Origin of the sequence: Lentzea albida (genome assembly GCF_900111005.1) — a bacterium.
In the GTDB taxonomy this organism is placed as follows: Bacteria; Actinomycetota; Actinomycetes; order Mycobacteriales; family Pseudonocardiaceae; genus Lentzea; species Lentzea albida.
Genome location: NZ_FOFV01000006.1, coordinates 133,418 through 160,109, shown reverse-complemented (window position 1 = coordinate 160,109; position 26,692 = coordinate 133,418). Strand labels below are relative to the sequence as shown.

27 protein-coding genes and 1 riboswitch are annotated in these 26,692 nt (G+C 69.7%); of the genes, 18 read left to right on the top strand and 9 right to left on the bottom strand.

Going from position 1 to position 26,692, the window contains the following annotated elements; translation table 11 throughout:
* Nucleotides 1–16 precede the first annotated feature (16 nt).
* Nucleotides 17–1,000, top strand: coding sequence for a hypothetical protein (locus tag BMY74_RS17585; RefSeq protein WP_089917259.1), 984 nt, complete (start codon nucleotides 17–19; stop codon nucleotides 998–1,000).
* On the opposite strand, the gene BMY74_RS17580 is transcribed toward BMY74_RS17585, so the two are convergent.
* Nucleotides 982–1,437: a hypothetical protein gene (locus tag BMY74_RS17580; RefSeq protein WP_089917257.1), complete on the bottom strand. Its 456-nt coding sequence runs from the start codon at nucleotides 1,435–1,437 to the stop codon at nucleotides 982–984. The two genes, BMY74_RS17585 and BMY74_RS17580, sit on opposite strands and share 19 nt — an antisense overlap.
* Nucleotides 1,438–1,497: 60 nt before the next feature.
* Here BMY74_RS17580 and BMY74_RS17575 point away from each other — a divergent pair, with 60 nt between their 5' ends.
* Nucleotides 1,498–2,034: a TetR/AcrR family transcriptional regulator gene (locus tag BMY74_RS17575; protein ID WP_245786197.1), complete on the top strand. Its 537-nt coding sequence runs from the start codon at nucleotides 1,498–1,500 to the stop codon at nucleotides 2,032–2,034.
* 12 nt (nucleotides 2,035–2,046) lie between these two features.
* Here BMY74_RS17575 and BMY74_RS17570 read toward each other — a convergent pair whose 3' ends face one another.
* Nucleotides 2,047–2,979: a M28 family metallopeptidase gene (locus BMY74_RS17570; protein ID WP_089917254.1), complete on the bottom strand. Its 933-nt coding sequence runs from the start codon at nucleotides 2,977–2,979 to the stop codon at nucleotides 2,047–2,049.
* Between the two features lie 140 nt (nucleotides 2,980–3,119).
* Here BMY74_RS17570 and BMY74_RS17565 point away from each other — a divergent pair, with 140 nt between their 5' ends.
* The 5 genes from BMY74_RS17565 to BMY74_RS17545 all read left to right on the top strand — a co-directional run bounded on the left by BMY74_RS17565 (nucleotide 3,120) and on the right by BMY74_RS17545 (nucleotide 8,537).
* The gene (locus BMY74_RS17565; RefSeq protein WP_089917693.1) at nucleotides 3,120–4,598 is read left to right on the top strand and encodes a potassium/proton antiporter; all 1,479 of its coding nucleotides are present in this window, start codon (nucleotides 3,120–3,122) and stop codon (nucleotides 4,596–4,598) included.
* 73 nt (nucleotides 4,599–4,671) lie between these two features.
* A riboswitch (SAM riboswitch) is annotated at nucleotides 4,672–4,786 on the top strand.
* A 33-nt stretch (nucleotides 4,787–4,819) separates the two neighbouring features.
* Nucleotides 4,820–6,154, top strand: a complete 1,335-nt coding sequence (locus BMY74_RS17560) for an aminotransferase class V-fold PLP-dependent enzyme (protein ID WP_089917252.1) — start codon at nucleotides 4,820–4,822, stop codon at nucleotides 6,152–6,154.
* 23 nt (nucleotides 6,155–6,177) lie between these two features.
* Nucleotides 6,178–6,888 (top strand): signal peptidase II, encoded by a 711-nt coding sequence (lspA, locus tag BMY74_RS17555; protein WP_177229793.1) that lies wholly within the window; start codon nucleotides 6,178–6,180, stop codon nucleotides 6,886–6,888.
* Nucleotides 6,889–6,988: 100 nt separating this feature from the next.
* Nucleotides 6,989–7,873 (top strand): RluA family pseudouridine synthase, encoded by an 885-nt coding sequence (locus tag BMY74_RS17550; protein WP_089917691.1) that lies wholly within the window; start codon nucleotides 6,989–6,991, stop codon nucleotides 7,871–7,873.
* Nucleotides 7,874–7,946: 73 nt separating this feature from the next.
* Complete coding sequence (locus BMY74_RS17545) at nucleotides 7,947–8,537, top strand: NAD(P)-dependent oxidoreductase (RefSeq protein WP_089917249.1); 591 nt, start codon at nucleotides 7,947–7,949, stop codon at nucleotides 8,535–8,537.
* Here BMY74_RS17545 and BMY74_RS17540 read toward each other — a convergent pair.
* The gene (locus BMY74_RS17540) at nucleotides 8,526–9,422 is read right to left on the bottom strand and encodes a LysR family transcriptional regulator (RefSeq protein ID WP_089917690.1); all 897 of its coding nucleotides are present in this window, start codon (nucleotides 9,420–9,422) and stop codon (nucleotides 8,526–8,528) included. The two genes, BMY74_RS17545 and BMY74_RS17540, sit on opposite strands and share 12 nt — an antisense overlap.
* Before the next feature lie 23 nt (nucleotides 9,423–9,445).
* Here BMY74_RS17540 and BMY74_RS17535 point away from each other — a divergent pair, with 23 nt between their 5' ends.
* Nucleotides 9,446–10,228: an inositol monophosphatase family protein gene (locus BMY74_RS17535; protein WP_245786196.1), complete on the top strand. Its 783-nt coding sequence runs from the start codon at nucleotides 9,446–9,448 to the stop codon at nucleotides 10,226–10,228.
* 160 nt (nucleotides 10,229–10,388) lie between these two features.
* Here the strand turns inward: BMY74_RS17535 and BMY74_RS17530 are convergent, their stop codons facing one another.
* Nucleotides 10,389–11,222, bottom strand: coding sequence for an AsnC family protein (locus BMY74_RS17530; protein WP_089917247.1), 834 nt, complete (start codon nucleotides 11,220–11,222; stop codon nucleotides 10,389–10,391).
* A 305-nt stretch (nucleotides 11,223–11,527) separates the two neighbouring features.
* On the opposite strand from BMY74_RS17530, the gene dnaE reads away from it, so the two are divergent.
* A complete protein-coding gene (gene dnaE, locus BMY74_RS17525) occupies nucleotides 11,528–15,040 on the top strand; it encodes a DNA polymerase III subunit alpha (RefSeq protein ID WP_245786222.1) in 3,513 nt (1,170 codons plus the stop codon).
* Here dnaE and BMY74_RS17520 read toward each other — a convergent pair.
* Together BMY74_RS17520 and BMY74_RS17515 are read right to left on the bottom strand one after the other, a co-directional pair.
* Entirely contained in the window at nucleotides 15,037–16,632 is a 1,596-nt protein-coding gene (locus tag BMY74_RS17520; protein WP_089917244.1) for an MOSC domain-containing protein, read from the bottom strand. The genes dnaE and BMY74_RS17520 overlap by 4 nt on opposite strands.
* A complete protein-coding gene (locus BMY74_RS17515) occupies nucleotides 16,632–17,108 on the bottom strand; it encodes a CGNR zinc finger domain-containing protein (protein ID WP_089917243.1) in 477 nt (158 codons plus the stop codon). Before BMY74_RS17515 ends, BMY74_RS17520 begins: the two co-directional genes overlap by 1 nt.
* 84 nt (nucleotides 17,109–17,192) lie before the next feature.
* Between BMY74_RS17515 and BMY74_RS17510 the strand changes: the two genes are divergently transcribed.
* From BMY74_RS17510 to BMY74_RS17490, 5 genes are all read left to right on the top strand, one after another.
* Nucleotides 17,193–18,041: a DUF427 domain-containing protein gene (locus tag BMY74_RS17510; protein WP_089917241.1), complete on the top strand. Its 849-nt coding sequence runs from the start codon at nucleotides 17,193–17,195 to the stop codon at nucleotides 18,039–18,041.
* Nucleotides 18,038–18,694 carry an SDR family oxidoreductase gene (locus tag BMY74_RS17505; RefSeq protein WP_089917240.1) on the top strand — a complete coding sequence of 219 codons (657 nt, stop codon included), beginning with the start codon at nucleotides 18,038–18,040 and terminating at the stop codon, nucleotides 18,692–18,694. The genes BMY74_RS17510 and BMY74_RS17505 overlap by 4 nt, the downstream gene beginning before the upstream one ends.
* A gap of 1 nt (nucleotide 18,695) precedes the next feature.
* Nucleotides 18,696–19,100, top strand: coding sequence for a VOC family protein (locus BMY74_RS17500; protein ID WP_089917238.1), 405 nt, complete (start codon nucleotides 18,696–18,698; stop codon nucleotides 19,098–19,100).
* A gap of 36 nt (nucleotides 19,101–19,136) precedes the next feature.
* Nucleotides 19,137–20,342 carry a cytochrome P450 family protein gene (locus tag BMY74_RS17495; protein WP_245786195.1) on the top strand — a complete coding sequence of 402 codons (1,206 nt, stop codon included), beginning with the start codon at nucleotides 19,137–19,139 and terminating at the stop codon, nucleotides 20,340–20,342.
* Nucleotides 20,343–20,406: 64 nt separating this feature from the next.
* Entirely contained in the window at nucleotides 20,407–21,609 is a 1,203-nt protein-coding gene (locus BMY74_RS17490; protein ID WP_245786221.1) for an adenosylmethionine--8-amino-7-oxononanoate transaminase, read from the top strand.
* Here BMY74_RS17490 and BMY74_RS17485 read toward each other — a convergent pair.
* Complete coding sequence (locus BMY74_RS17485) at nucleotides 21,582–21,824, bottom strand: glutaredoxin family protein (RefSeq protein WP_089917236.1); 243 nt, start codon at nucleotides 21,822–21,824, stop codon at nucleotides 21,582–21,584. The genes BMY74_RS17490 and BMY74_RS17485 overlap by 28 nt on opposite strands.
* 36 nt (nucleotides 21,825–21,860) lie before the next feature.
* Here BMY74_RS17485 and bioD point away from each other — a divergent pair, with 36 nt between their 5' ends.
* The 4 genes from bioD (at nucleotide 21,861) to BMY74_RS17465 (ending at nucleotide 24,471) form a co-directional block, all read left to right on the top strand.
* The gene (gene bioD, locus BMY74_RS17480; protein WP_089917235.1) at nucleotides 21,861–22,580 is read left to right on the top strand and encodes a dethiobiotin synthase; all 720 of its coding nucleotides are present in this window, start codon (nucleotides 21,861–21,863) and stop codon (nucleotides 22,578–22,580) included.
* 70 nt (nucleotides 22,581–22,650) lie between these two features.
* Nucleotides 22,651–23,667 (top strand): biotin synthase BioB, encoded by a 1,017-nt coding sequence (bioB, locus tag BMY74_RS17475; RefSeq protein ID WP_089917233.1) that lies wholly within the window; start codon nucleotides 22,651–22,653, stop codon nucleotides 23,665–23,667.
* On the top strand, nucleotides 23,667–23,864 hold the full coding sequence (bsaP, locus tag BMY74_RS46210; RefSeq protein ID WP_089917682.1) for a biotin synthase auxiliary protein BsaP: 198 nt from the start codon (nucleotides 23,667–23,669) through the stop codon (nucleotides 23,862–23,864). Before bioB ends, bsaP begins: the two co-directional genes overlap by 1 nt.
* A gap of 13 nt (nucleotides 23,865–23,877) precedes the next feature.
* Complete coding sequence (locus tag BMY74_RS17465) at nucleotides 23,878–24,471, top strand: DUF2567 domain-containing protein (RefSeq protein WP_089917231.1); 594 nt, start codon at nucleotides 23,878–23,880, stop codon at nucleotides 24,469–24,471.
* A 21-nt stretch (nucleotides 24,472–24,492) separates the two neighbouring features.
* Here BMY74_RS17465 and BMY74_RS17460 read toward each other — a convergent pair whose 3' ends face one another.
* Entirely contained in the window at nucleotides 24,493–25,215 is a 723-nt protein-coding gene (locus BMY74_RS17460) for a putative hydro-lyase (protein ID WP_089917229.1), read from the bottom strand.
* A complete protein-coding gene (locus tag BMY74_RS17455; protein WP_089917227.1) occupies nucleotides 25,212–26,456 on the bottom strand; it encodes an MFS transporter in 1,245 nt (414 codons plus the stop codon). Before BMY74_RS17455 ends, BMY74_RS17460 begins: the two co-directional genes overlap by 4 nt.
* Nucleotides 26,457–26,692: the final 236 nt, after the last annotated feature.

The window sequence follows — 26,692 nt, the reverse complement described above, 5'->3', positions numbered from 1 at the left end:
TGCCTGAGAGGGGGCAATGGTGAAGGTCAGAGGACTGGTGTTGAGCACGGCGTTCCTGGCGGCGTGTGTGGTGGGTTCGCCTGCCGCGCACGCCGCCGCCGCGTGTTCGTGGGTCACGACGGACCTGCCCGTGCCGGCCGGGATCACGGTCAAGGACGTTCTCGCCGCGTCCGACAGCGGTGAGTGGGTACTCGGCGCGGGGGACGACTCCGAGTTCCGGAACGGGATCTTCGCCTGGCACCACGGGGTGCCGGTGGGCGGTCTGGTCCGGCAGGAGGCAGGGCACGCGGACGTCAACAACTCCGGTGTCCTGATGAGCAACGACTTCGGCAGGGCCTACCGGATCAGCGGCGGTGTCCGGGAGACCCTGCAACCGGCGTCCGGTACGTCGGAACCGTGGGCGCAGGACATCAACAACGCGGGTGATGTCGTCGGTCTTTCCGGGCGCATGAGCATGTACGGCCCGCTGCTGGTGTGGCCGGCGGGATCGACCACGCCGAGGGAGTTGCCGAACACCCGCAACGGGCTCGTCCGCTTCGTCAAGGGCATCGACGACGCCGGCAACGTGGTCGCCGTGGAGTACGGGCCTCTCAACCAGCGGTTCAGCCACGTCTGGGACCGCGACGGGAACCAGACGCGGCTGGAGACGCTGCCGGGGGACTACTCGGCAGAAGTGGAGGTCATCCGCGACGGCCGGATCTTCGGCAAGTCGGAGCACCAGGACTGGAACCAGCCCAAGACGGTCGTCGAGTGGGGACTGGACGGGAAGATCGTGCGCACGTTCCCGGAGTTTCACAACCCGCTGGACGTGAACGCCGCCGGTCACGTCCTCGGTCAGGTCGAGGGAGAGGGCGCGCGCAACGCGGTGTGGCGCGCGCCGGGCGAGCTCGACACCCCGCCCGGCCTGTGGGCGTCCGACCTGGCGGACAACGGTGACGTGTACGGCGTGGAGCAAGACGGGAGCTTCTACGGCAAGCCGCGTCACGCGCGCTGTGGCTGACGCCTCGGCGTGAACAGGCGCCGCACCTGGCGCACGTACCACGACCAGCGGGCCGGGGACTTCGGTTCCCGGCCCGCCGCGCGCTCGAAGCCGTCGAACAGGTCCTCCAGGCACGCGTCGTGCAGCCACCGGATCACCAGCGCCCACCGGATCCGGTCCACGAAGCCGAAGTCGCCGATCAACTCGTGCCGGATCACGTTCCCCGACGCCGAGAGCGTGTGCGACCCGGTCAGCCGCGTGAACTCGAAGGTGATCGACTCGCCGGGCACGAACTCCGTGCAGCGGTACCGGATCGGGCCGTGCCCGCCGTCCGCGCCCACCCCCAGCGGGCGGTCGAACTCCTGCCTGCCCCAGGCGGGCGGCCACAGCTCCTGGATGCGTTCGACGAACGGGCCCGCGGGCACGCCGAGGTCGCGGGTGTGGACGTTCTTGATCATGAGGATCCCCTTCCATACGCTGCCGTATGTTCCTGGAACCGTACGGTAGCGTATGGAAGCGTGGTGCGGCGGAATCGCGACGACTGGACTGAGATGGCGCTGAGAGCGCTGGCCGAGGGCGGGCTGAACGCGGTGGCGGTCGAGCCGCTGGCGGCCGCGGCCGGTGCCACGAAGGGCAGCGTCTACCACCACTTCCGCAACCGCGAGGCGTTGCTCGAGGCGACGGTCGAGCGGTGGGAGCGGGAGCACACCGAGAAGGTCATCGAGCTGGTCGAGTCCGAACGGACCCCGGAGGACAAGCTCAGGACGCTCTTCGCGACGGTGCTCGACCGCACGCGCAAGGGGTCCGTGGAGATGGCGTTGCAGGCGGGAGCCGACAACGAGGTGATCGCTCCGGTTCTGCGGCGCGTCACCGAGAAGCGGCTGGCGTACCTGACCGAGCTGTTCGGCGAGCTCGGGTTCGGCGAGGCCCAGGCGAGGCAGCGCGCGTTGATCGCGTTCAGCCTCTACCTGGGCCAGGCGCAGATGTGGGTCACCCTGCCCGGCCTCGTCGAACCGGTGCTCGACGAGGCCGTGCGGGTGCTCACCGCGAAGTGATCGGCGAACCGGTCAGGCCGCGGTCGCCCACAACGTCGACGCGATCACGTCCGCGTTGCGGTCGAGCGCCGTGGCGCTGACGTTCGCCGTGGTGTCGCACGAGCGGTGGTAGCAGCGGTCGAAGGCCTGGCCGGCCGTGCCGCCCCACTTCGACGCCTGGGCCGAGGTCTTGATGCCCTCGGCGCCGGTGAACGTGCCGCCGGTCGGGATGCCCGCGCGGGCGAACGCCGCGTGGTCGGAACGGCCGCCGACGTTCGTCAGCTCGGTCTGCACGCCCAGCGCGGTGAAGCCCGCCTGCAGCCGCTGCGTCAGCGCCGCCGAACCGGTGGGCTGGCCGCTCGAGCTGTAGACGAAGTAGCCGGGGTTCGGCGAGCCGGTCATGTCGAAGTTCAGGTAGGCCTTGATCTTCGACTTCTCGGTCGACGACAGGGAGTTCACGTAGTAGGTCGACCCGACGAGGCCGAGCTCCTCCGCGCCCCACCAGCCGAACCGCAGGTGCTTGGTCGGCTGGAAACCGGTGGCCTTCACCTGGAGGGCGACCTCCAGGATCGACGCCGAACCGGTGCCGTTGTCGTTGATGCCGGGGCCCGCCGAGACGCTGTCGAGGTGGCCGCCCAGCATCACGACGTTGTTCGCGTCGCCTCCGGGGTAGTCCGCGATCAGGTTGTACCCCGTGGCGCCGTTGGAGGTGAACGACTGGACGCGAGTGGTGTAGCCGGCCGCGTCGAGCTTGCTCTTGACCCAGTTGATCGAGGCCAGGTACCCCGGTCGTCCGTGCGCGCGGTTGCCGCTGTTGGCGTTCGCGATGGACTGGAACTGGTTCAGGTGGGCTTGTACGTTCGCCACGTTGATGTTGGGCGCCGCCAGTGCGGCCGGTGCCGCTGCTTGTGCTGCTGTGCTTCCGGTCACCATCAAGGCGGCCGCCAGCGCGATCAGGATCCTCATGGTTCAACTCCGTGCAGGGTGAGGGATTGAGCCACTGATCAACATGCTCCGTCGTGCATGTGCCCGCTAGGGGCGAACGGCGGGAGTTGTTAACTCGTCTGATTCGTCGGAATCGATGGTGATCAACCAGAATGGTCCAGGTGGGTGACGTCACGGTTGTTCTGGGCATCGGCGCCGCCGTGCTGCTGATCTCGGTGATCGCGGTGCGCGTGTCGACCCGGCTCGGGCTGCCCTCGCTCCTGCTGTACCTCGGCATCGGCGTGCTGCTCGGTGAGTCGGTGTTCGGCATCAAGTTCGACGACGCCGACCTGACGCAGTCGCTCGGCATCGCGGCCCTGGTGCTGATCCTGACCGAGGGTGGCATCACCACGCGCTGGAACGCGGTGAAACCCTCGCTGTGGCTGGGCGTCGCACTGTCCACAGTGGCCGTTGTGGTCAGCGTGGCGGTGACCGGAACGGCGTTGCACTTCCTGCTCGGACTCGACTGGCGGATGGCGTTGCTGTGGGGCGCGGTGCTGTCGTCCACCGACGCGGCCGCCGTGTTCAGCGTCCTGCGCTCGTTGGGTGTCGGGGCGCGGCTCACGGGCGCGCTCGAACTGGAGTCCGGTCTCAACGACGCGCCGGTCTACATCGCCGTCGTGCTGCTGGCCTCGTCCGACCGGATCTCGTGGACCGCGCCGCTGCTGGTGGTCTACGAACTCGGCGCGGGCGCGCTCATCGGCGTCTTGCTCGGCTTCCTCGGCGGGGCAGGACTGAGACGCGCGGCGTTGCCCTCCACCGGTCTCTACCCGCTCGCCACCGTGGCGGTGTGCGTGATCGCCTACACGGCAGGCGACCTCCTGCACGCGTCCGGCTTCCTCGCCACGTACGTCGCCGCGCTGGTCCTCGGCAACGCCCGCCTGCCGCACCGCGCCGACACCCTCTCGTTCGCCGAAGGTCTCGGCTGGCTCGCCCAGATCGGGCTCTTCGTGCTCCTCGGCCTCTACGCCTCGCCGTCGCGGCTGCTCGACGTGCTGTTCCCGGCGCTGGTCGCGGGCCTCGTGCTGACGTTCGTCGCGCGGCCGCTGTCGGTGGTGCTGTCCTCGTTGCCGTTCAAGGTGCCGTGGCGCGAACAGGCGTTCCTCTCCTGGTCGGGCCTGCGCGGAGCGGTGCCGATCGTGTTCGCGCTGATCCCGCTGATCCAGGGCGTCGAGGGCGCGCGGCAACTGGTCGACGTGGTGTTCCTGCTGGTCATCGTGCTGACGATCGTGCAGGGCACGACACTGCCGTTCCTCGCCCGGCGGCTCGGGCTGGTGAAGGCGGGTGAGGTGCAGGAGGTCCAGGTCGACGCCTCACCGCTCGACGAGCTCGGCGCCGAGCTGCTGCAGGTGCACATCCAGCGCGGCTCGAAGCTGCACGGCGTCTACATGTCCGAGCTGAGGCTGCCGAGCGGCGCCACGGTGAGCCTCGTGGTGCGGTCCGGGAAGAGTTTCACGCCACAACCGACGACCCGGCTGCAGACCGACGACCAGTTGCTCATCGTCACCACGGAAGAGGTGCGCGACGCCGCTGAGCGGCGCGTTCGTGCCGTGGACAGGGCCGGTCGCTACGCACGGTGGAAGGGCGAGACCGGCGATTGATCGGTTCCCGACCCTTCTCAGCATGTGAATCGGGTGTCGACGGGAGGATCACCCTCCGCTAACGTCGTCGGCAGGTCATGAGAGCCAGCGTCAAGCCCAAGCTTGCTGGCCGGCAACCCTCCAACCGCGGTGGGGTGCCCTTGGTGAGGACCTGGTCCGGCGCGTGGGGCGCCGGTCAAGCGCGGGCCTCCAGGTAGGCCCCTGGCCTCGGAGGCAGCTCGATGACGCTCGCGATCACCCCCAGCAGCACCACCACCGCCGTTCCGGCTGTCGTCGGCGCCGACCTGCGGGTTCCGCTGGTCACCGGAGAGCGCGTCACCTACGCCAACCTCGACCACGCGGCGTCTGCACCCTGTCTGCAGGAGGTGCGCGACGCCGTCGACGAGCTGCTGCCCTGGTACGCGAGCGTGCACCGCGGCGCCGGCTTCGCCTCGCAGGTCTCGACCCGCGTCTACGAGCAGGCCCGCGACCGCATCCGCAAGTTCGTCGGCGCGCACGCCTCCGACACCGTCGTCTTCACCCGCAACACCACGGACTCGCTGAACCTGTTGGCGCGCAGTGTTCCCAAGAACACCGCCGTCGTGCTGTTCGACAGCGAGCACCACGCGGCGCTGCTGCCGTGGAGGGGCCCCAACGTCCAGCGCATCCCCGCTCCGTCTTCGTCCGGCGCCGCAGTTGTCGCGCTGGACCGGGCGTTGGCCGCCGCCCCGGTCGGCCCTCGGCTCGTGATCGTCACCGGGGCGTCCAACGTCACGGGGGAGCTGTGGCCGGTCGCCGAGCTCGCGAAGGTCGCCCGCCGCCACGGCGCGCGCATCGCGCTCGACGCGGCCCAGCTCGCCCCGCACCGCCCGATCAACGCCCGTGAGCTGGGCGTCGACTACATCGCGTTCTCCGGCCACAAGATCTACGCGCCGTTCGGCGCGGGCGTCCTGGTCGGCCGGGCGGACTGGCTGCAGCAGGCCCAGCCGTACCTCGTCGGCGGCGGTGCCACGTCCAAGGTGACCGACCACGGCGACCGCCTCGGCGTGGCCTGGTCCGCGGTGCCCGAGCGGCACGAGGCCGGCAGCCCGAACGTCGTCGGCGTGCACGCGCTGGCCTCGGCGTGCGAGATCCTGTCGCGGCACTGGGAACAGACGGTCGCGCACGAGCAGGAGCTGCTCACGCGCCTGCGCAACGGGCTGAACGCGATCCCCGGCCTCCGCGAGCTGCAGATCCTGAGCGACGCCGACAAGGTCGGGGTCGTGAGCTTCACGGTCTCCGGTTTCGACGCGGGCTTCCTCGCTGCGGCGCTGTCCGCCGAGTACGGCATCGGCGTGCGTGACGGGGCGTTCTGCGCCCACGTGATCGTGGGCCGCCTGGTCAAGCAGGTCGGATCGCACGAGCAGCGTGCCGTGCGCGCGTCGATCGGCCTCGGCACGACGGCCGAGCACGTCGACCGTTTGGTGGCGGCGTTGCGCACCCTCGTCACCGAAGGTCCGAAGTGGACCTACACGCGGCAGGACGGCCGCTGGGTCCCCGAGAACGACGACCGAACCCTGCCGCCGTTCCTCGCGTAGTCCCTTTCGTGGACACTGACCTGGTGAGTGACGAGCCCAAGGCCACGGAGGAAGAGACCCCGAAGGTCGCCGACGAGCCCGCGGAGGAGCACGCCGGCGAGCGGGAGGAGCCCGTCGTCGCGGAGAAGCCCGCGGAGTCCGGCGCGAAGGCCGACGACGACGCCGAGGAGTTCTCGATCACCGGCTCGCTGCCGGAGCCGCGGATCAGGACTCTCGCGGTGCTGGCGGGCGGGGTGCTGGCCCTGGACGTGCTCACCAAGGTCGTGTCGGTGGCGTTCCTCGAGAACGCCGGCCCGATCAAGCTGTTCGGCGGCGTGCTCTACCTGACGTTCGTCCGCAACCCCGGCGCCGCGTTCGGCCTGGGCGAGGGCATGACGTGGGTCCTGGCGCTGATCGCGCTGGGCGTCGCCGGGTTCATCTTCTGGATCTCGCGCAACCTGCGCTCGGAGAAGTGGGCCGTCGGCCTCGGCCTGGTGCTCGGCGGCGCCGTCGGCAACCTGGTCGACCGGCTCTTCCGCGAGCCCGGCCCGATGCGCGGCCACGTGGTCGACTTCCTGTCGCTGTTCGACCCCTACGGCCGGGTGTGGCCGGTGTTCAACGTCGCGGACATGGCGATCATCGGCGGCGGCGTGACGATCATCGTGCTGGCGCTGCTGCAGCACGACTACGACGGGACGGTGCACCGCGAGGCGCCCGCGCTCGTGGAGGCCGACGGTCAGCCGGAGCCGAAATAGCTGCTCCTGGTAGTTTCAGCGGGTTCTGCAAGGAGAAGAAGGTCGAGGCCCCCGCGTGAGCGGTTACCGAACGCTGCCGATTCCCGACGGTCTGGACGGCATGCGCGTCGACGCCGGCCTCGCGAAGCTGCTCGGCTTGTCCCGCACCGCCGTCGCGGCCATCGCCGACGCCGACGACGTGCTGGTCGACGGCCGGGTCGTGGGCAAGTCCGACCGGCTCACCGCCGGGTCGATGCTCGAGATCACGCTGCCCGCGCCGCCGCAGCCGATCACCGTCCAGGCGATCCCCGTCGAGGGCCTGGAGATCATCCACGAGGACGACGACATCATCGTCGTGGACAAGCCCGTCGGCGTCGCCGTGCACCCGTCACCGGGCTGGACCGGGCCGACCGTCGTCGGTGGTCTCGCCGCCGCGGGCCACCGCGTCGCCACCTCCGGTGCCGCCGAGCGCCAGGGCGTCGTGCACCGGCTCGACGTCGGCACCACCGGCGTGATGGTCGTCGCGAAGTCCGAGTCCGCGTACTCCGCCCTGAAGCACGCCTTCAAGGAGCGGACCGTCGACAAGGTCTACCACGCGATCGTGCAGGGCCACCCGGACCCGATCAAGGGCACCATCGACGCCCCGATCGACCGCCACCCGAAGCACGACTACAAGTTCGCGGTGATGAACTCCGGCAAGCCGTCCATCACGCACTACGAGGTGATGGAGGCGTTCCGTGCCGCCTCTCTCGTCGAGGTGCACCTGGAAACCGGCCGCACGCACCAGATCCGCGTGCACTTCTCGGCGCTGCACCACCCGTGCGTCGGCGACCTGACGTACGGCGCCGACCCGACGCTGTCCAAGCGCCTCGGCGTCTCGCGGCAGTGGCTGCACGCGCGTCAGCTCGGCTTCCACCACCCGGCGGACGGCCAGTGGGTCACGTTCACGTCCGAGTACCCGGCCGACCTGGCCGCCGCGCTGGAGAAGCTGCGCGACGAAGGCTGATTGCGTCTGGGTAAATCACCGGTTAGCTAGGTTGCACTTGATGTTAATCGGTGTGCTCAATAGCGTTTGAGGCATGGAGCTCACCATTCTCGCGGCCTCGGGCCGCACCGGTCTCGCCCTCACCCGCCAGGCGCTGGAGCGCGGCCACACCGTCACGGCGATCGCCCGCGACCCGTCCCGCGTCACCGTCGACCACCCGAACCTGCGCAAGGTCGCCGGTGACGTGGGCGGTCCGCTGAGCATCGACGCGGACTCCGTCGTGCTGTCCGGTCTCGGCACCGACACCCCGGGCGTGCTGTTCGACGGCGCCAAGGCCGTGATCGCCGCCGGTCCGCGCCGGATCGTCTGGCTCGGCGCGTACGGCACGGGCCCGTCGGCCGAGGCGGCGGGCGAGGGCGCGGCCGTGCTGGCCAAGTTCTTCGGCGACCGGATCCCGGACAAGGTCGCGGCCGACACCGCCGTCCTCGAGGCCGGTGGCACCGTCTTCCACGCCGGCGTGCTCACCGACGAGCCCGCGGGTCCTGGCCGCACGGTCGGCCTGGACGAGGCGCCGGCGTTCGACCTGGGGGCGAAGGTCAGCCGGGAGACCGTGGCCGCCGCGATGCTCGACGAGGCCGAGAACCCGCGGTTCGCGGGGCGGGTCGCGTTGCCGCTAGCGGGCTAGCACCTCGGTGACGGTCGCCCGCACCTGCTCCCGCAGCCACGCGTGGGCGAGGTCGGAGTCGTAGCGCTGGTGCCAGTTGCAGTGGACCGGAGCCTCCGGCGACTCGGCCGGCAGCGGTCGCGTGATCAGCCCGAACGCCTCGACCAGCGGTCGGCAGAGGATCGTGGTGGTGGTGACCAGGACGTCGCTCGCCGCCGCGATCTGCAGGGCCGAGTGGACCGTCGCCACGGTCGCGATCACCCGGCGCTGCAAGCCCTCCGCGGCCAGCAGGTCGTCGATCTGGGCGGTGAACCTGCCGCGCCGTGAGACCACCACGTGCGGATAGGCCGCGTACGCGTGCAGGTCCAGTTCGGTGCAGGGGTGGCCTGACCGCATCATGACGGCGAGCGGGTCCGTCCCGAGCACCTCCGAGCGGAACTCGGGGAGATCGGGTCCACCTCCACCGAGTTCCAGGTCGACCCGCCCGTGCCGCAGGTCGTCGGTGTCGGCGGAGTTCTCCGCCAGCACCCGCAACCGCACCCCCGGCGCCTGCTCCGCGATCCGTCCCACCAACGCCGGCACCACGGCCGAGGCGAGGGCGTCGTGGCACTGGATCGTGAACGTGCGCTCCAGCTCCGCGAGGTCCAGCTCACGGCTCGGCGCCAGCACGGCGTTCGCCTCCCGCACGAGCCGTTGCACCTCCTCGGCGATGCCGAGCGCATACGGCGTGGGAGTCATCGTGTGGCCCGTCCTGACCAGGATGTCGTCACCGGTGACCTTCCTGATCCGCCCGAGCGTGCGGCTCACCGCGGGCGACGACAGGTGCAGCCGCTGCGCCGCGCCCATCACGCTGCCCTCCTCGAGGAGGGCGTCCAGCACGACCAGCAGGTTCAGATCCGCTTGCATGACCGACAATCTTGGAGGAAGCCGTGAACACCGACACCACCGCTCTCGTTCCCGCCGTCACCGCCGCCGTCCGCCGGGCCGGTGCCCGCATGCTGAAGCGCTACTCGCCGGAGTCCCGCGCCTCGTCCCTCACCGAGATCGTCGAGGCGGTCCGCGCCAACGACGCCGCCGTGGTCGACCTCCTGAAGCCCGAGCTGGACGAGATCCGCCCGCAGGCCCGCTGGCTCGACGACGAACACGGCCACGGCCCCCTCCCCGAGGGCGAGTGGTGGCTGATCGACCCGGTCGGCGGCAACATGAACGCCGTCCACGGCATGACCGACTGGAACATCGGCGTGAGCCTCGTCCGCGACGGCCGCCCGGTGCTCGCCGTCGTGTTCTTCCCGCTGTTCGACGAGATGTTCACGGCCACCGACGGCGGCGGCGCGTTCCTCAACGGCGTGCGGCTCCAGGTCTCGGACAAGACCTCGCTCGACGGTGCCCTCGCCGGCACCGGGCAGGCCCAGCCCGGGCAGGGGCCGGAGATGGCGGACCGGGTCGGCGCCGCGTACGCCACGATGGCCAAGCACGCCCTCTACGTCCGGATCTCCGTGCCGGTCACGCACCAGCTCGCCCAGGTCGCCGCCGGGCGGATGGACCTGCACTGGCAGTACGACAACGTGCGCGCGCACGCCTCAGGTGTGCTGCTCGTGCTGGAGGCGGGCGGGATCGTCACGGACCTCGACGGCAAGCCGTGGGAGCTGACGACCCGCGAGTACCTGGCGGCCGCGCCAGACGTGCACGCCGCCGCGCTGGAACTGCTCTAGGACCTGCGTCGAAGCCCGATCCGCGACAGCCGGGCCCGAGGCGGCCCCTGGCGGCACGGCCGGAACGCCCACGTACAACACCGGTACGCGGCCGCTCCGGCCGCACCACCAGGAACCACCTCAAGCGCAGCTCTCATCGAAGCGGACTTCGACGCAGGTCCTAGTCCTCGACGGTCCACACGAGCGTGTTCAGGTCCACCTCGGGACGCACGCTCCAGCGGACCTGGATGATCTCGGTCGCGTCCGGCAGCACGAACACGCTGTGCCCGCCCGCCGTCTCGCCCGGCTGCACGCCGAGCTTGTGGGCGGGCCGCGAGGACAGCGACACGGGCGCCTTCGTCACGGTCTCGCCGGTCTTCGTCACCAGCACCAGGTACATGTCCGGCAGCGAGGTGAACGGCACCTGCGAGGTGTTCGTCACCTCGGTGTGCACGACCACGGCCCGTTCGCCCTCGGCGAGCTTGTAGCCGGCCGCGGTGAACAGGAAGTCGGCCGGGTCGACGACCTCGACCAGCTGGATCGACAGGCGCGCGCCCTCGAGGCTGTCCGCGTCGAGGGCCGAGCCGATCTTGCCGGTCCGCGAGACGGGCCTGGGCTGCGGCTGGTCGGCGCGCACCCAGCCCGCGGACTGCGGCGGGCCCCACGTCTGCTGCGGCGGCTGCTGGGCGGGGAACGGCTGGCTGATCGGGCCCTGCGGACCGTAGGGCTGCTGGACCGGGTGCGGGCCGCTCTGGTGCACGGCGTACGGCCCGGACGGCGGACCGCCCAGGTAGTTGCCGTAGGCGGCGGCGTTCGCGAGGGCCCTGCGGATGCCGTTCGGGTCGCACTCCACGCCCACCAGCAACGGCAGGCCGCTGCCCGAGAGCGTGATCAGGCGCATGGCGGCCTCGCGCGGGTCCATGCCCAGGCGCTGGGCGATCTCGTGCACGGCGGCGCGACCTGACTCGGCGAGAACGGCGAGCAGGCGTGCGTCTACGGGATCGGGGGCCACCACGAAACGAACGCTACCCGCCGCTCCCGGGCACCGTGACACCGCGTACCCGATCGAGATCAAGGCGGCGTGCGCCGTCGTGCGCGTGGCCGGGGGTGCCGAGGCCGTACAATGCCGCGCTCCGCAGCCGCGGAAGATCTTGGAATTCCGGCGGCGGGGTGGCGTGCTCCAACCGGGTCCGGTCGGCTAGTCTCGACGAGCGCCAGGGGCCTTCCCGTTCCCCTCATTCGCGCGAAAACGCTTGCTATACAAGGGGGTTGCCGGTGGCGGACTCGTTTGTGCATCTGCACGTGCACACCGAGTACTCGATGCTCGACGGTGCGGCCAAGGTGGCACCGCTGTTCGAGGAAGCCGGGCGCCTCGGCATGACGGCGGTCGGCATGAGCGACCACGGCAACATGTACGGGTCCGACGAGTTCTACCAAACGGCGACGAAGACGGGCATCAAGCCGATCATCGGCATCGAGGCCTACCTCGCGCCGCACAACCGCCTGCACAAGAAGCCGGTCTTCTGGGGCGACCCGGGCCAGCGCGGCGACGACATCTCCGGTGCCGGCGCGTACACCCACATGACGATGTGGGCGCGCAACGCCGACGGCCTGCGGAACCTGTTCCGGCTGCACACCGAGGCGAGCAAGACGGGCTACTACTACAAGCCCCGCATGGACCGCGAGCTCGTCGCGCAGCACGCCGACGGCATCATCGCGACGACCGGCTGCCCGTCCGGCGAGGTGCAGACCCGGCTGCGGCTCGGGCACACCGCCGAGGCGCTCCAGGCCGCGGCCGACTACCAGGACATCTTCGGCAAGGAGAACTTCTTCCTGGAGCTGATGGACCACGGCCTCGACATCGAGCGCCGGGTCCGCGACGGCCTGCTGGAGATCAGCAAGAAGCTCGGCATCCCGCCGCTCGCGACCAACGACAGCCACTACGTCACCAAGGACCAGGCGGACACGCACTCCGCGTTGCTCTGCGTGCAGTCCGGCAAGATGCTGACCGACCCGAACCGGTTCAAGTTCGACGGTGACGGTTACTACCTGAAGTCGTCCGAGGAGATGCGGCAGATCTGGAAGGACCTGCCGGAGGCCTGCGACAACACGCTGCTCGTCGCGTCGATGGTCGAGTCCTACGACGACATCTGGAGCATCAAGGACCGGATCCCGAACTTCGAGGTCCCCGAGGGCGAGGACCAGGCGTCCTGGTTCCGCAAGGAGATCCAGCGCGGTCTGGAGTGGCGCTTCCGCGGGTCCGAGGTGCCCGAGGAGTACATCAAGCGCTGCGACTACGAGGCCCAGGTCATCATCGACAAGGGCTTCCCGGCGTACTTCCTCATCGTCGCCGACCTGATCAACTACGCCCGCAGCGTCGGCATCCGCGTCGGCCCCGGCCGTGGCTCCGCGGCAGGCGCCGCCGTGTCGTGGGCGATGGGCATCACGAACATCGACCCGATCCCGCACGGCCTGCTGTTCGAGCGGTTCCTGAACCCCGAGCGCACCGCCATGCCCGACATCGACATCGACTTCGACGACCGCCGTCGAGGCGAGATGATCCGGTACGCGAGCGAGAAGTACGGCGCCGACAAGGTCGCCCAGGTGATCACGTTCGGCACCATCAAGACCAAGGCGGCGCTGAAGGACTCGGCGCGTGTCCACCACGGTCAGCCGGGCTTCGCGATCGCCGACAAGATCTCCAAGGCGCTGCCGCCGCCGATCATGGCGAAGGACATCCCGCTCAACGGCATCATCAACAAGAGCCACCCGCGCTACGGCGAGGCGGCCGAGGTCCGGTCGCTGCTGGAAACCGACGTGCAGGTGAAGGAGATCTTCGACACCGCGCTCGGTCTCGAGGGCCTGATCCGCAACGCCGGTGTGCACGCGTGCGCGGTCATCATGTCGAAGGACCCGCTGTCCGACTCCATCCCGCTCTGGTACCGCGACGACGGCTCGTTCATCACCGGCTGGGACTACCCGTCGTGCGAGAACATCGGCCTGCTGAAGATGGACTTCCTCGGGCTGCGCAACCTGACGGTCATGGGCGACGCCATCGAGAACATCGAGATGAACCGGGGCAAGGAGGCCGTCCCGGACTTCGACACGCTCCCGATGGACGACCCGGAGACGTACGCGCTGCTCGGCCGCGGTGACACGCTCGGCGTGTTCCAGCTGGACGGTGGCCCGATGCGCGACCTGCTGCGCCGCATGCAGCCGACGTCGTTCGAGGACATCGTCGCCGTCGGCGCGCTGTACCGCCCCGGCCCGATGGGTGTGAACGCGCACAACGACTACGCGGATCGCAAGAACGGCCGCCAGGAAGTGAAGCCGATCCACCCGCAGCTCGCCGAGCCGCTCAAGGAGATCCTCGGCGAGACGCACGGTCTGATCGTCTACCAAGAGCAGATCATGTTCATCGCCCAGGAGGTCGCGGGATACTCCATGGGCCGCGCGGACGTGCTCCGCAAGGCCATGGGCAAGAAGAAGGCCGAGGTGCTGGCCAAGGAGTTCGAGGGCTTCCAGGCGGGTATGCGGGCCGACCCGCGCGGGTTCTCCGACGAGGCGATCCAGGCGCTGTGGGACACGATCCTCCCGTTCGCCGGCTACGCGTTCAACAAGTCGCACGCCGCCGCGTACGGCCTGATCTCGTACTGGACCGCGTACCTCAAGGCGAACTTCCGCGCCGAGTACATGGCCGCCCTGCTCACGTCGGTCGGTGACAACAAGGACAAGTCCGCGGTCTACCTCGCGGAGTGCCGCCGCCTCGGCATCAAGGTCCTCCCGCCGGACGTCAACGAGTCGGCGCTGCGGTTCTCCGCGGTCGGCACGGACATCCGCTTCGGCCTGGGCGCGATCCGCAACGTCGGCGCGAACGTCGTCGAGTCGATCATCAAGACCCGCAAGGAGAAGGGCGCCTACACGTCCTTCACGGACTTCATGGACAAGTCCGAGCTCGTCGCCTGCAACAAGCGCGTGATCGAGTCGCTGATCAAGGCGGGCGCGTTCGACTCGTTCGGCAACACGCGCCTCTCGCTGATCCAGGTGCACGAGGACGCGGTCGACGCCGTCGTCCCGATCAAGCGCAAGGAGGCGGAGGGCCAGTTCGACCTGTTCGGCGCGGACAGCTCCGACGAGCCCGACGACAGCGCGTCCCCCTTGGCGCACCTCAAGTTCGGCACCGACGAGTACCCGCGCAAGCAGATGCTCAGCCTCGAGAAGGAGATGCTGGGCCTCTACGTCTCGTCGCACCCCCTCGACGGCGCCGAGCGGATCCTGCGCAAGTTCGCGCCGCGGCCGATCGCCGTCGTGCTAGACGACCCGCCCAAGGAAGGCGAGCTGATCGTCTCGGGCATGATCTCGTCGATCGAGCGCCGGGTGAACAAGAACGGCCTGCCGTGGGCGATCACGGTGATCGAGGACCTGGACGCGTCCATCGAGGTCCTGTTCTTCCCCAAGTCCTACGAGGTCCTGCGCGACGACCTGGAGCTCGACTCCGCGGTCTGCGTGAAGGGCCGCGTGAACTGGCGCGAGGACAAGATGGCGATCTTCGGCGACGGAGTCGTCCCGCTCGACATCAGCGACGCGGAGGCGAACCCGGGAGCGGAACCGCCGCTCGTCCTCGGCTTGCAGACCAAGACGCTGACGCCGGAGCTGATCGAGGAACTGAAGATCGTCTTCAAGTCGCACGAGGGTTCGGTCGCCGTGCACCTGGAGGTGCAGAAGCGCGACAAGTCCAAGGAGATGCTGGTGGTGGACAACTTCCGCGTCCAGCCGACGCCGTCGCTCTTCGGTGACCTCAAGACGATCCGCGGCGTGACGATCCAGCGTTAGAGGTCCAGCACCAGATCGGTTTCCGGCTGCGCGCAGCAGATCAGTGCGCTGCCGGGAGCCGGCGGTTCCAGCGGGTCCGGCTCGGTGCGGACCGCGCCGGACAGCACCGGCGTCACGCACGTGTGGCAGACGCCGGTGCGGCACGACCAGCGGGTGGGGATGTCGCACGCCTCGGCCAGGTCCAGGATCGACGCGTCGCCGCGCCAGGCCGCGGTGAGGCCGCTGCGGGCGAACGTGATCTGCGGGCCGGTGCCCCGAGGTGACGGCTGGTGCGGTGGAACCGCCGCGGCGCCGGTCACTCCGGGGTTGATCGCGGTGCGGGCGCCGAAGAGTTCGCTGTGGATGCGGGCGGGGTCGAGGCCGAGTCCGGCGAGGGCCGTGCGCATGTCGTCCATGAACGCGTCGGGGCCGCAGAGGTACGCGCTTGCGTTGGCGGGCAGGCCCTTCAGCGCCTCGGCGGTCAGCCGGCCGCGGTCGGAGAAGTGGATCCGGGAGTGAGTGGGGGCGAGCCCCCGCACCTCGTCGGCGAAGGCGTGGTCGGCTGAACGGGTGGTGTGCACCCACCAGACTTCGCGGCCCATCCCCTTGAGCGCGTGCAGCATCGCGAGCACCGGCGTGACACCGACGCCCGCCGACAGCAGGACCACCGGTTCGTCGCCGGGGTGCAGCACGAACTCCCCGCGCGGCGCGGCGACGTCGAGCGTGTCGCCGACCTCCACGTGTTCGTGCAGCCAGGTGCTGACCACGCCGTCGCGTTTGACGCTGATCCGGTACGAGCCCGCCGAGATCGAGTAGCTGCGCACTCCCACCGGCGTGCGCACGGTCAGGTACTGGCCCGGTTCGGCACGGGGACCGTCACCGCCCAGGAGGAACGACCTGATGGACGCGCTCTCCCGCGTGATCGCCTCGACCCGCAACGGCCGGAATCCCTCCCAGGCAGCGGTTTCTGGTTGCGGGGGAGTGAGGAGGTCGCGGAACGAGCCCTGCCAGCCGGGGCTCAGCGCCGGGATGTCGACGGCCTTGCGGAGCTGTTCGGGGTCGCGGTCCGGCAGGTACAGCAACGCGTCGATCGCGGCCACGCTCATGCGGTGCCGCCCGACGCGGGTGCGCACGATCTCGTCGCCCGCCCGCACCTCACCCTCGGTGAGCACGCGCAGGTAGAAGCCGGGGCGGCCGTGCGCGACCATCAACGAAGGCATGCGCGGTTCGTCCAGCCGCATGCCGACGCGGTAGCAGGTGACGCGCGGCTGGGTGACCTCGAACTCGGCCGCGCCGATGCGGAACCGGTCACCGACGTGCACCTCGGTGTCGGCGAGGCCCTCGACGGTGAAGTTCTCCCCGAACTGGCCGTACTCGAACGTCCGGCCCAGCTCGGCCTGCCAGTGCTCGTACGACTCCCGCTGGTACACCAGCACCGCGCGGTTCTCGCCGCCGTGCCCGCCCAGGTCGCCCTGGCCGTCCCCGTCGACGTTGAGCCTGCGGACCATCAGCGGTCCGTCGGCGGGCTGCTTGAAGATTCCTGTGTGGACGGTTCGGCCGTGCCAGGAGACGTCCTGCGGCAGTCCGACGTTGAGCGAGAGCAACCGCGCCATCACCGGTCTCCTCGGGTGCGCTGGTAGTGGCGGCGGGCCTTCATCCTGTTGCCGCAGACCGCCATCGAGCACCAGCGGGCGCTGTTCGGCTTGCTGTGGTCGATCAGGAAGAGCCGGCAGTCGGGGTTCTCGCACGGCCGCAGCCGGCCGGGGCTCGACAGCCGCAGCGCGTCCCAGGCGAGCACGGCCCGTGCGGCGGCGGTGCGTCCCTCGGGCAGGTCGAGGTCCCACGTCACGCCGGTCGAGTCGAAGCGCGCCCGTTGCCGGACGCCCTCGACGAACGGGGCGAGCGCCGCCGGTTCCTCCTGGCCGCGCACCACGGCCTGCAGCGCGTCCCGCGCCGCGACCAGTGCGCGCAACTCGTCGTCGGAGGTGGGCTGGTCGTGCGCCGCCAGCCAACGCGGACCGTCCTCCGCGAGCACGTCGTGCTGCCCGTCGTCCAGCACGGGTGTCGTGTTCAGCAGGTCGAGCAGCATTACTAACCTCCAAAGTAACCCTTGACAGGTTATAGGAAATTCTGCCTAACTGACAACCGTCACTTAAAAGGTTAGGAGATGGTCATGGGCCTGTCGTGGCAGCAGGGACCGCTGGGTGCCAAGGCCGTGGGGACGTTCCTCACGCCGGAACCGCCGCCGGAGCGGCTGTTGTTCGCCGAGCCGCTGCGCCGCCGGATGCGCGTGAAGCTCGGCGGGGAGTGGGTCGCGGACAGCGAGGACGTGGTGCTGCTGCACGAGCCCGGCCGCTACCCGGTCGCGTACTTCCCGCGGGACGACGTCACGGGTCTCGAAGAGGAGACGCGCACGACGAACCACCGAGACCTCGGCGCGACGGCGTGGTTCGCTGTGAAGGACGCGAAACACGCGGCGTGGCAACACGTCGACCTGCCGGCGCACGCCCGGGTCCTGGCGGACCGGGTCGCTTTCGCCTGGCGTGCGATGGATGCGTTCTACGAGGAGGACGAACGGATCGTCGGGCACGCGGCCGACCCGTACCACCGCATCGACATCCGGCAGACCTCGCGCCACCTCGTGGTGCGCGACGGCGACCGGGTCGTCGCGGACACGACACGGCCGCTGGCGCTCTACGAGTCCGGGTTCGCGCCGCGCTGGTACGTGCCGCGCGAGGATGTCGATGCCTCGGCGTTGAAGCACGTCGAGGGCGAGACCTTCTGCCCCTACAAGGGCTTGGCGAGCTACTACGACATCGGTGACCACAAGCGCGCCGCGTGGTCGTACCCGGAGGCGTGGGCCGAGGTGGTCCGGGTGAGTGACTGGGTCTCGTTCGAACCCGACGTCGTCGAAGTCCGGCTCGACGGCCGGAAGCTCGCCCTCGAACCAGGGCAGACCGTGGTGCCGCACGGCGTCGACCGCGGCCTCACGCCGGAAGAGATCAAGGGGCAGCAGCGGTGAAGGTACTGGTCATCGGACGCGACAGCGGGATCGCCGGGGCGGTGGCGGCCGGGGTGCGCGACGCCGGCGGCACCGTCGTCCTCGCCGGGCGCAACCAGGACGAGCACGTCGACCTCACCGACGAGAGCAGCGTCGCCTCGCTCGCCGAACGGATCGGGAGCGTCGACCACGTCGTCTCCACGGCATCGGCCAGGGCGCGTGGCACCGCGGCGGACCTCGACCGCGACGCCGTCAGGGCCTCGTTCGACGTCAAGGTCATCGGTCCGATCCTGCTGGCGAGGTACTTCGCTCCTCGCATGCCGCGCACCGGCTCGTTCGTCTTCTTCTCCGGTGCCTCCGCGCGGAAGGTCATGCCGGGCATGCTCGCGGTGGGCGCCACCAATGCCGCCGTCGACGCGGTGACGAGAGGTCTCGCCGTGGAGCTCGCACCGATCCGGGTCAACGCGATCTCGCCCGGCACGATCGACACCGGCGCCTACGACGGGCTCGGCGAGGAGAAGAAGGCGGCGCTGTTCGCGTCCCGGGAAGCCACGAGCCCCGCCGGACGCGTCGGACGGGCCGGCGAGATCGCCGAGGCGGTCCTCTTCGTGCTCACGTCACCGTTCATCACCGGCGTCTCGCTGGGCGTCGCCGGCGGCGAGGTGCTGGTCTGAGGTGGACTACCGGATCGAGGTGCTCACGCTGCCCGTCAGCGACGTCGACAGGGCGATCGCCTTCTACACGAAAATGGCCGGATTCGAGTTGGATGTCGACTATCGGCCCAATGACCACTTCCGGGTCGTGCAACTCACCCCTCCGGGATCCGGCTGTTCGATCCAGTTCGGCACGGGTTTCGGCGCATGTCTCGTCGTGAGCGACATCGAGGCCGCGCACCGCGACCTCGCAGGCCGAGGACTGGACGTGGGTCCGTTGCGGCACAAGGCGGGCATGCCCGACTGGCAGGGGGACTTCGTGCCGGGCAGCGACCCGGCGCACCGCAACTACGCGAGCTTCTTCGACTTCACCGACCTCGACGGCAACACGTGGACGGTGCAGGAACGAGGACCGCTCGAGAAATAGTGGCGAGAGGTGAGTAAACGGGGTTAACTGGGTGAGGTGACGACACTCACCCAGTTGCCCGACGACTACGTCCAGAACCCGCACGCGGTGCACGACATGCTGCGTGCGGAGGGGCCGGTGCAGGAAGTCCGCATGCCGCGTGGGCTCAAGGTCTGGCTCGTGACCCGGCACGACGAGGCGAAGACCGCCCTCACCGCTCCGGAGGTCAGCAAGAACGTCGTGGAGGGCGGCCACCTCATGGTCCTGCACTCCGCCGACCCCGAGCAGGTCCGCAGGTTCGAACCCAGTTTCTCCGCGAACATGCTCAACCTGGACCCGCCGGACCACACCCGGCTGCGCAAGCTCGTGACCAAGGCTTTCACCGCCCGCCGCGTCGAGTTGCTGCGCCCGCGGGTGCAGGAGATCGCCGCCGAGCTGATCTCCCAGCTCAACGACGGCGACGAGGTCGACCTGCTGGACGTCTTCGCGTTCCCGCTGCCCATCACGGTGATCTGTGAGCTGCTCGGGATCCCGATCGACAACCGCGACGACTTCCGCGAGTGGTCCAACCAGCTGCTGTCCTTCGGAACGCCGGAACAGGTGCAGGCCGCGGGCGGCGCGATGGCCGCGTTCCTCCTGCAACACGTCACCGCCATCGCCGAGGCCGAGCCGAACGACACGTTCTTCTCCGCTCTCGTGCACACCGAGGACGCCGGTGACCGGCTGACCACCGAGGAACTGGTCTCCATGGCGTTCCTGCTGCTCGTGGCGGGCCACGAGACGACGGTGAACCTCATCGGCAACGCGGTGCTCTCGTTGCTGCGCAACCCGGACCAGCTGCAGATCCTCAAGGACCGCCCGGAGCTCATCCCGGCGAGCACGGAGGAGTTCCTGCGGCTGGAGGGCCCGGTCAACATCGCGACCTTCCGCTACACCAAGGAGCCCCTCGACCTCGGCGGCGTCAAGGTGCCCGCCGGCGAGATCCTGATGGTGTCGCTGGTCGCGGCCAACCGCGACCCGCAGCGCTACGAGAACCCCGACCAGCTCGACGTGACGCGGTCCGCGCAGGGCCACGTGGCGTTCGGCCACGGCATCCACTTCTGCCTCGGCGCGCCGCTGGCCCGCCTGGAGTTCGACGTGGCGATGACCCAGCTGCTGGCGCGGTTCCCGAACCTGACGCTCGCCGCGGAGCCGGAGACGTTGGTGTGGCGGGACAGCACGCTGATCCGCGGCCTGCACACCCTCCCGGTGCGCCTCGCCTAATGTGCAGCGGGTGGACGACCTGCTGAAGCTCGACCAGGCGCACGTCTGGCACCCGTACGGCCCGATGCCGGGCACCCAGGAACCGCTGCTCGTCACGGAGGCCTCGGGTGTCCGGCTCACCCTCGCGGACGGCCGCGAGCTCGTCGACGGCATGTCGTCGTGGTGGGCGGCGATCCACGGCTACCGCCACCCGGTGCTCGACGCGGCCGTCACCGGGCAGCTCGGCCGGATGAGCCACGTGATGTTCGGCGGGCTCACGCACGAGCCCGCCATCCGGCTCTGCGAGAAGCTCGTCGAGATCACGCCTGCCGAGCTGCAGCACGTGTTCCTGTGCGACTCCGGCTCGGTGTCGGTCGAGGTCGCCGTGAAGATGTGCCTGCAGTACTGGCGCTCGCGCAACCGGCCGGAGAAGAGCCGGCTGCTGACGTGGCGCGGCGGCTACCACGGGGACACGTTCAACCCGATGTCCGTCTGCGACCCCGAGGGCGGGATGCACTCCCTGTGGCGCGGAATCCTGCCGCAGCAGGTGTTCGCGGACGAACCGCCGGCCGAGATGGACACCGCGTACGTCCAGCACCTCGCCGACCTGGTCGAGCAGCACGCGGACGAACTGGCCGCGATCATCGTCGAGCCGGTCGTGCAGGGCGCGGGCGGCATGAGGTTCCACGACCCGCGCTACCTGCACGTGCTGCGAGAGCTGGCGTACACACACGACGTGCTTCTCGTGTTCGACGAGATCGCCACGGGCTTCGGGCGCACCGGCGAGCTGTTCGCCGCCGACCACGCCAACGTCAGCCCGGACGTCATGTGCCTGGGCAAGTCGCTGACCGGCGGTTACCTGACGATGGCCGCCACGCTCTGCACGTCACGGGTGGCCGACGGGATCAGCAAGGGCGAGGTGCCGGTGCTGGCGCACGGACCGACGTTCATGGGCAACCCGCTGGCGTCGGCGGTGTCGCTGGCGTCGATCGACCTACTGTTGTCCCAGGACTGGAAGCGTGAGGTTGCTCGCATCGAGCAGGGCCTGAAGGAGGGCCTCGCGCCCGCACGCGCGTTGCCCGGCGTTCGGGACGTGCGCGTGCTGGGAGCTATCGGCGTCGTGCAGCTGCACGAGCCCGTGGACATGGCACGAGCCACGAAGGCCGCTGTGGACGCCGGTGTGTGGCTGCGGCCGTTCCGCGACCTGATCTACACGATGCCGCCGTTCATCAGCACGGACGACGACATCGCGGCGATCTGTCAGGGCGTGATCGCGGCCGCGAGCTGAGTGTCGGTCGGTTCGACCAGGAAGTCGCCGTTCGGGAGCACGACGACGGGGATGTTCTTGCGGCCCGCGATCTCGATCGCCCGGTCCCGCGCCTCGTCGTCGTGCTCGACGTCGACGTAGGTGAACGGCACGTCGTTGCGGGTCAGCCAGGACTTGGCCCGGCGGCAGTCACCACACCATTCGGCGCCGTACATCACGATCGGTTGCTCACTCATGCCCTCACGGTAGGTGACGGCCTAGGGTGATTGCCTGTGAGCGTGCTGGTGATCACCGGAACCGGGACAGAGGTCGGCAAGACCGCCGTCACCGCGGGCATCGCGGCGCTGGCCAGGGCAGAAGGCAGACGGGTCGCGGTGCTCAAGCCCGCGCAGACCGGCCTGCTGCCCGGCGAGCCGGGCGACGTCGCGGAGGTGGCGCGGCTGGCGGGCGACGTGACGACGCGTGAGCTGGCCAGATACCCCGACCCGCTGGCTCCCGCCACCGCGGCCAGACGCGCGGGCATGGCCACCGTGCACCCCAAGGACGTCGCCGCCGAGGTGACCGCGCTCGACGAGACCCACGACCTAGTGCTGGTCGAGGGCGCGGGCGGGCTGCTGGTGCGGTTCGACGAGGACGGCTCGACGCTGGCCGACGTCGCGTGGGCGGTGAACGCCCCCGTCCTGATCGTCGCCCAGGCCGGGCTCGGCACGCTGAACACGACCGCGCTGACCGCCGAGGCGCTGCAGCGGCGCGGGCTCGAGTCCATCGGCGTCGTGGTCGGCAGCTGGCCGTCGCACCCCGACCTGGCCTCGTTGACGAACCTCGCCGACCTGCCCGAGGCGGCCGGTGCCCCGTTGCTCGGAGCGTTGCCGCAAGGTGTGACGAAGCTCGGTCCGGTGGACTTCCTGGCCGTCGCCAAGAGATCGTTCTCACCGTGGTTCGGCGGGGAGTTCGACCCGGACACGTTCGCCGCTCAATTCGCGGTCCAGTGACCTACGTCGCTCCACGATGAAGGATTCAGTGCGGCATAGTGCACGCCAGGCCACAGGAGGAGGAGAGACCGTGACCGCAGCGCCGGAACAGATCGACGTGCTCGACGAAGCTCGTGAGCAGGTGCTCGAACGAGGCGTCGGGCTCACCGAGGCTCAGGTGCTGAAGGTGCTGGAGCTCCCCGAAGAGCGCATCCCGGACCTGCTGGCCCTGGCGCACGAGGTCCGCGAGCGCTGGTGCGGCCCGGAGGTCGAGGTCGAGGGCATCGTCTCGCTCAAGACCGGCGGCTGCCCCGAGGACTGCCACTTCTGCTCGCAGTCGGGCCAGTTCCCCTCACCGGTGCGTTCGGCGTGGCTGGACATCCCGGGTCTCGTCCGCGCGGCGCGGCAGACCCGCGACACCGGCGCGACCGAGTTCTGCATCGTCGCGGCCGTGCGCGGCCCGGACAAGCGCTTGCTCTCGCAGGTGCGCGACGGCATCAAGGCCATCCGCGAGGACGGCAACGACATCCAGATCGCCTGCTCGCTGGGCATGCTCACGCAGGAGCAGGTCGACGAGCTCGTGGCGATGGGCGTGCACCGCTACAACCACAACCTCGAGACCGCCCGCTCGCACTTCCCCAACGTCGTCACCACGCACTCCTGGGAGGAGCGCTGGGACACGCTGCGGATGATCCGCGACGCCGGCATGGAGGTCTGCTGCGGCGGCATCATCGGCATGGGGGAGACGCTGGCGCAGCGCGCGGAGTTCGCCGTGCAGCTCGCGGAGCTCGAGCCCGACGAGGTGCCGTTGAACTTCCTCATCCCGAACCCCGGCACGCCGTACGAGAACTACCCGGTCGTGGAGGGTGCGGAGGCGTTGCGCACGGTCGGCGCGTTCCGGCTCGCGCTGCCGCGCACGATCCTGCGGTTCGCGGGCGGCCGCGAGCTGACGTTCGGCGACCTGGGCGCGAAGCAGGGCATGCTCGGCGGCATCAACGCGATCATCGTCGGCAACTACCTGACGAACCTCGGCCGTCCCGCGCAGCAGGACCTCGACATGCTCGAAGAGCTGTCGATGCCCATCAAGGCGCTGAGCCAGACCCTGTGATGATCGCTCTCGTGTACTGCTCCTTCTGCGGCAAAGAGGAAGCTGACGGCGACCACGCGGTCTGCCGTCAGCGGCTGTCCGTGATCGACCCGCCGCGGTACTGCCCGGCGTGTGCGCGCCGCATGGTCGTCCAGGTGACCCCGGACGGCTGGACGGCGCGCTGCAGCCGCCACGGAGAGACGGCTTCGGCTCGGTAGTAACCTCTCGCGAATGGACGAGAACGCAGCGCCGGTGCGCATTGATCCCGTGCCGGAGCCGCCGTACGTCTACCACTACTACCTGCGGCCGCGGGCGAAGGTGGTGGTGAAGCGGGACCTGCTGCCGAGCCTCGTGGTGGCGCTGACGACGTTCGCGTTCGGGCTGCCCGCCGCGTACCTCTGGTCGTGGCTGGCGCCCGCGCAGCTCAAGATCGTGTCGCCGCAGGACGGCAAGTTCTACCCGATCGGGGTGGAGAGCTACCACCGGCTCGACGCGCTGATGATGTTCGTGCTGATCGGCATCGGCGCGGGTGTGATCACCGGGATCGCGACGTGGCTGCTGCGGCAGCGGCGCGGGCCGGTCGTGATGCTGGGCATGACCGCGGGCTCGTTCGCGGCGGGGTGGATGGCGCAGTGGATGGGCGGCAAGCTCGCCGCCGGCGCCTACCCGATGCCGGCGTCGATCAAGCCGAACGACACGTTGCTCGTCGCGCCCGCTCTGGAGACGTGGTGGGGAATCCTGGCGTGGCCGCTCGGCGCCGCGCTGGCGTACGGCTGCTGCGCGGCGTGGAACGGCCTGGACGACCTGGGACGGCGCCTCGGGTAGCCGAGGCGCCGCCCTCTTCGGTCACCCGACGCGGTAGGCGAAGTCGGGCATGTCCGTGACGAACATCTGACCGGGCGCGTGCGTGATCGCGAACGGCGGCTTGGACTTCATCAGCACCGCCTGCGGCGTCACCCCGCACGCCCAGAACACCGGCACGTCACCGGGTTCCGGCTCGATCGCGTCGCCGAAGTCGGGGCTGTGCACGTCGTCGATCCCGAGCAGGTGCGGATCTCCCGCCCCGACCGGTGCACCGTGCACAGCCGGCATCAGCGACGTGACCTTGTGCGCGATGTCCACAAGGGACTCCGGGATCCAGCGCATCGACACGACCATCGGGCCGTGCAGCCGTCCGGCCGGCCTGCACTGCACGTCCGTGACGAACATGGAGACGTTCCTGCCCTGGTCGACGTGCCGCAGCGGCACACCGGCGTTGGTGAGCGCGGTCTCGAACGTGAAGCTGCAGCCGATCAGGAACGTCACCAGGTCGTCGCGCCAGTGCTCGGTGGCGTTCTCCGGTTCCGCCACGAGCTCGCCGTGCTCCCAGATCCGGTAGCGCGGCGCGTGGGTCCGCACGTCGGCGTCCTGCTTGAGCGAGCTGACCGTCTCGCCGGCGTCCAGCACGTCGAGCACCGGGCACGGCTTGGGGTTGCGGTGGGTGAAGAGCAGGAAGTCGTACGCCCAGTCCCGTGGGATGGCGATGAGGTTGGCCTGCGCCTGGCCCGGCGCCTGTCCCGCGGTCGTCATTCGAGCTCCTTGTTGACGGTCTCCGGCAACCAGATCAGGGCGACGACGGCGATCCCGTACGCGGCCGCCCCGAACAGCATCGCACCGCCGATGCCGAGCCGGTCGGCCATGAACCCGACCAGCCCGGGGAACACCGCACCGAACGCGCGCCCGAAGTTGTACGTGAAACCCTGACCCGTGCCCCGCAGCTGCGTCGGGTAGAGCTCGGACAGGTAGCTGCCGAACCCGCTGAAGATGGCCGACATGCAGAACCCGAGCGGGAAGCCGAGGAACATGACCAACGTGTTGGCACCGTTGGGGATCTGCGTGTACGCCACGATCAGCAACGCGCTGGCGATGGCGAACACGGTGAAGGTCTTCTTGCGCCCCAGGTAGTCCGTGAGATAGCCGCCGCACACGTACCCGATCCACGCGCCCGTGATGAGGAACGCGAGGTACCCGCCCGTGCCGATGATCGTGAGGCCGCGCCCGGTCTGCAGGAACGCCGGCAGCCACGTCGCGAGCGTGTAGTACCCGCCCTGCACACCGGTCGCGAGCAGCGCGGCGAACAGCGTGGTCTTGAGGATCGGCCCCTGGAAGATCTTGGGGAACGTGCCGCGTTGTTTGGGCTGGGCCTTGACCTCGGGGGCGTCGTCGACGTTGCGGCGCACGTAGAAGATGAGGATCGCGGGCAGCGCGCCCGTCCAGAACATGATCCGCCAGCTGATCGCGGGGTCGGCCAGGCTCGCCACGAGCGTGTTGACGACGACCGCGAGCCCCCAGCCCACGGCCCACGCGCTCTGGATGAACGCCACCGTGCGCCCGCGGTACTTCGGCTTGCAGTACTCGGCCACGAGGATCGCGCCGGCCGCCCACTCGCCGCCGAAGCCCAGTCCCTGCAGCGCGCGGAAGACCAGCAACGTCTCGTAGTTGGTCGCGAAACCGCACAGCACCGTGAAGAACGCGTACGCCGCCACCGTGATGATCAGCGTCTTGGACCGGCCGAACCGGTCGGCCATGATGCCCGCGACCGCGCCGCCGATGGCGCTCATCAGCAGCGTGCTCGTGCCCAGCAGACCGGCTTCCGCCTTGGTGAGGCCGAAGTAGCCGGTGATCGCGACCAGGCTCAGGGGCAGGACCCAGTAGTCGTAGGAGTCCAGCCCGTAGCCGCCGAAGGCGCCGACGAACGCGCGCCTGCCCTTCTGGCCGAGACTGCGGAACCAGGCGAAACGGCCTGTGTCCTCGGTCGTGGACGTGCTCATGGGACACCTCGCAACGTGGTGGAGGAGTGGTCGAGTGTGATGTGCACGTCAGAGTAAGGATTGTTCAACAATCCCACAAGGCTACATTTCAACGATCCGACGATCGGCGTGCTGGGGCTGGGCTCGATGGCTCCTGGGGTGCGGCTCAACGGCGTGCGGGTGGTCCGGGATTCGGTGTCTCGGCGCAGCTCGACGCGTCAGCGCCAGCGCTCTGCAACCGGCAATGGGCTGCCTGT

Bases quoted from the DNA above. Each gene is read 5' to 3' on its own strand.
- BMY74_RS17585 (WP_089917259.1), top strand. From the start codon at position 17: ATGGTGAAGGTCAGAGGACTGGTGTTGAGCACGGCGTTCCTGGCGGCG.
- BMY74_RS17580 (WP_089917257.1), bottom strand. From the start codon at position 1,437: ATGATCAAGAACGTCCACACCCGCGACCTCGGCGTGCCCGCGGGCCCG.
- BMY74_RS17570 (WP_089917254.1), bottom strand. From the start codon at position 2,979: ATGAGGATCCTGATCGCGCTGGCGGCCGCCTTGATGGTGACCGGAAGC.
- BMY74_RS17560 (WP_089917252.1), top strand. From the start codon at position 4,820: ATGACGCTCGCGATCACCCCCAGCAGCACCACCACCGCCGTTCCGGCT.
- BMY74_RS17550 (WP_089917691.1), top strand. From the start codon at position 6,989: ATGCGCGTCGACGCCGGCCTCGCGAAGCTGCTCGGCTTGTCCCGCACC.
- BMY74_RS17545 (WP_089917249.1), top strand. From the start codon at position 7,947: ATGGAGCTCACCATTCTCGCGGCCTCGGGCCGCACCGGTCTCGCCCTC.
- BMY74_RS17540 (WP_089917690.1), bottom strand. From the start codon at position 9,422: ATGCAAGCGGATCTGAACCTGCTGGTCGTGCTGGACGCCCTCCTCGAG.
- dnaE (WP_245786222.1), top strand. From the start codon at position 11,528: ATGCTCGACGGTGCGGCCAAGGTGGCACCGCTGTTCGAGGAAGCCGGG.
- BMY74_RS17520 (WP_089917244.1), bottom strand. From the start codon at position 16,632: ATGGCGCGGTTGCTCTCGCTCAACGTCGGACTGCCGCAGGACGTCTCC.
- BMY74_RS17515 (WP_089917243.1), bottom strand. From the start codon at position 17,108: ATGCTGCTCGACCTGCTGAACACGACACCCGTGCTGGACGACGGGCAG.
- BMY74_RS17510 (WP_089917241.1), top strand. From the start codon at position 17,193: ATGGGCCTGTCGTGGCAGCAGGGACCGCTGGGTGCCAAGGCCGTGGGG.
- BMY74_RS17490 (WP_245786221.1), top strand. From the start codon at position 20,407: ATGCCGGGCACCCAGGAACCGCTGCTCGTCACGGAGGCCTCGGGTGTC.
- BMY74_RS17485 (WP_089917236.1), bottom strand. From the start codon at position 21,824: ATGAGTGAGCAACCGATCGTGATGTACGGCGCCGAATGGTGTGGTGAC.
- bsaP (WP_089917682.1), top strand. From the start codon at position 23,667: ATGATCGCTCTCGTGTACTGCTCCTTCTGCGGCAAAGAGGAAGCTGAC.
- BMY74_RS17465 (WP_089917231.1), top strand. From the start codon at position 23,878: ATGGACGAGAACGCAGCGCCGGTGCGCATTGATCCCGTGCCGGAGCCG.
- BMY74_RS17460 (WP_089917229.1), bottom strand. From the start codon at position 25,215: ATGACGACCGCGGGACAGGCGCCGGGCCAGGCGCAGGCCAACCTCATC.
- BMY74_RS17455 (WP_089917227.1), bottom strand. From the start codon at position 26,456: ATGAGCACGTCCACGACCGAGGACACAGGCCGTTTCGCCTGGTTCCGC.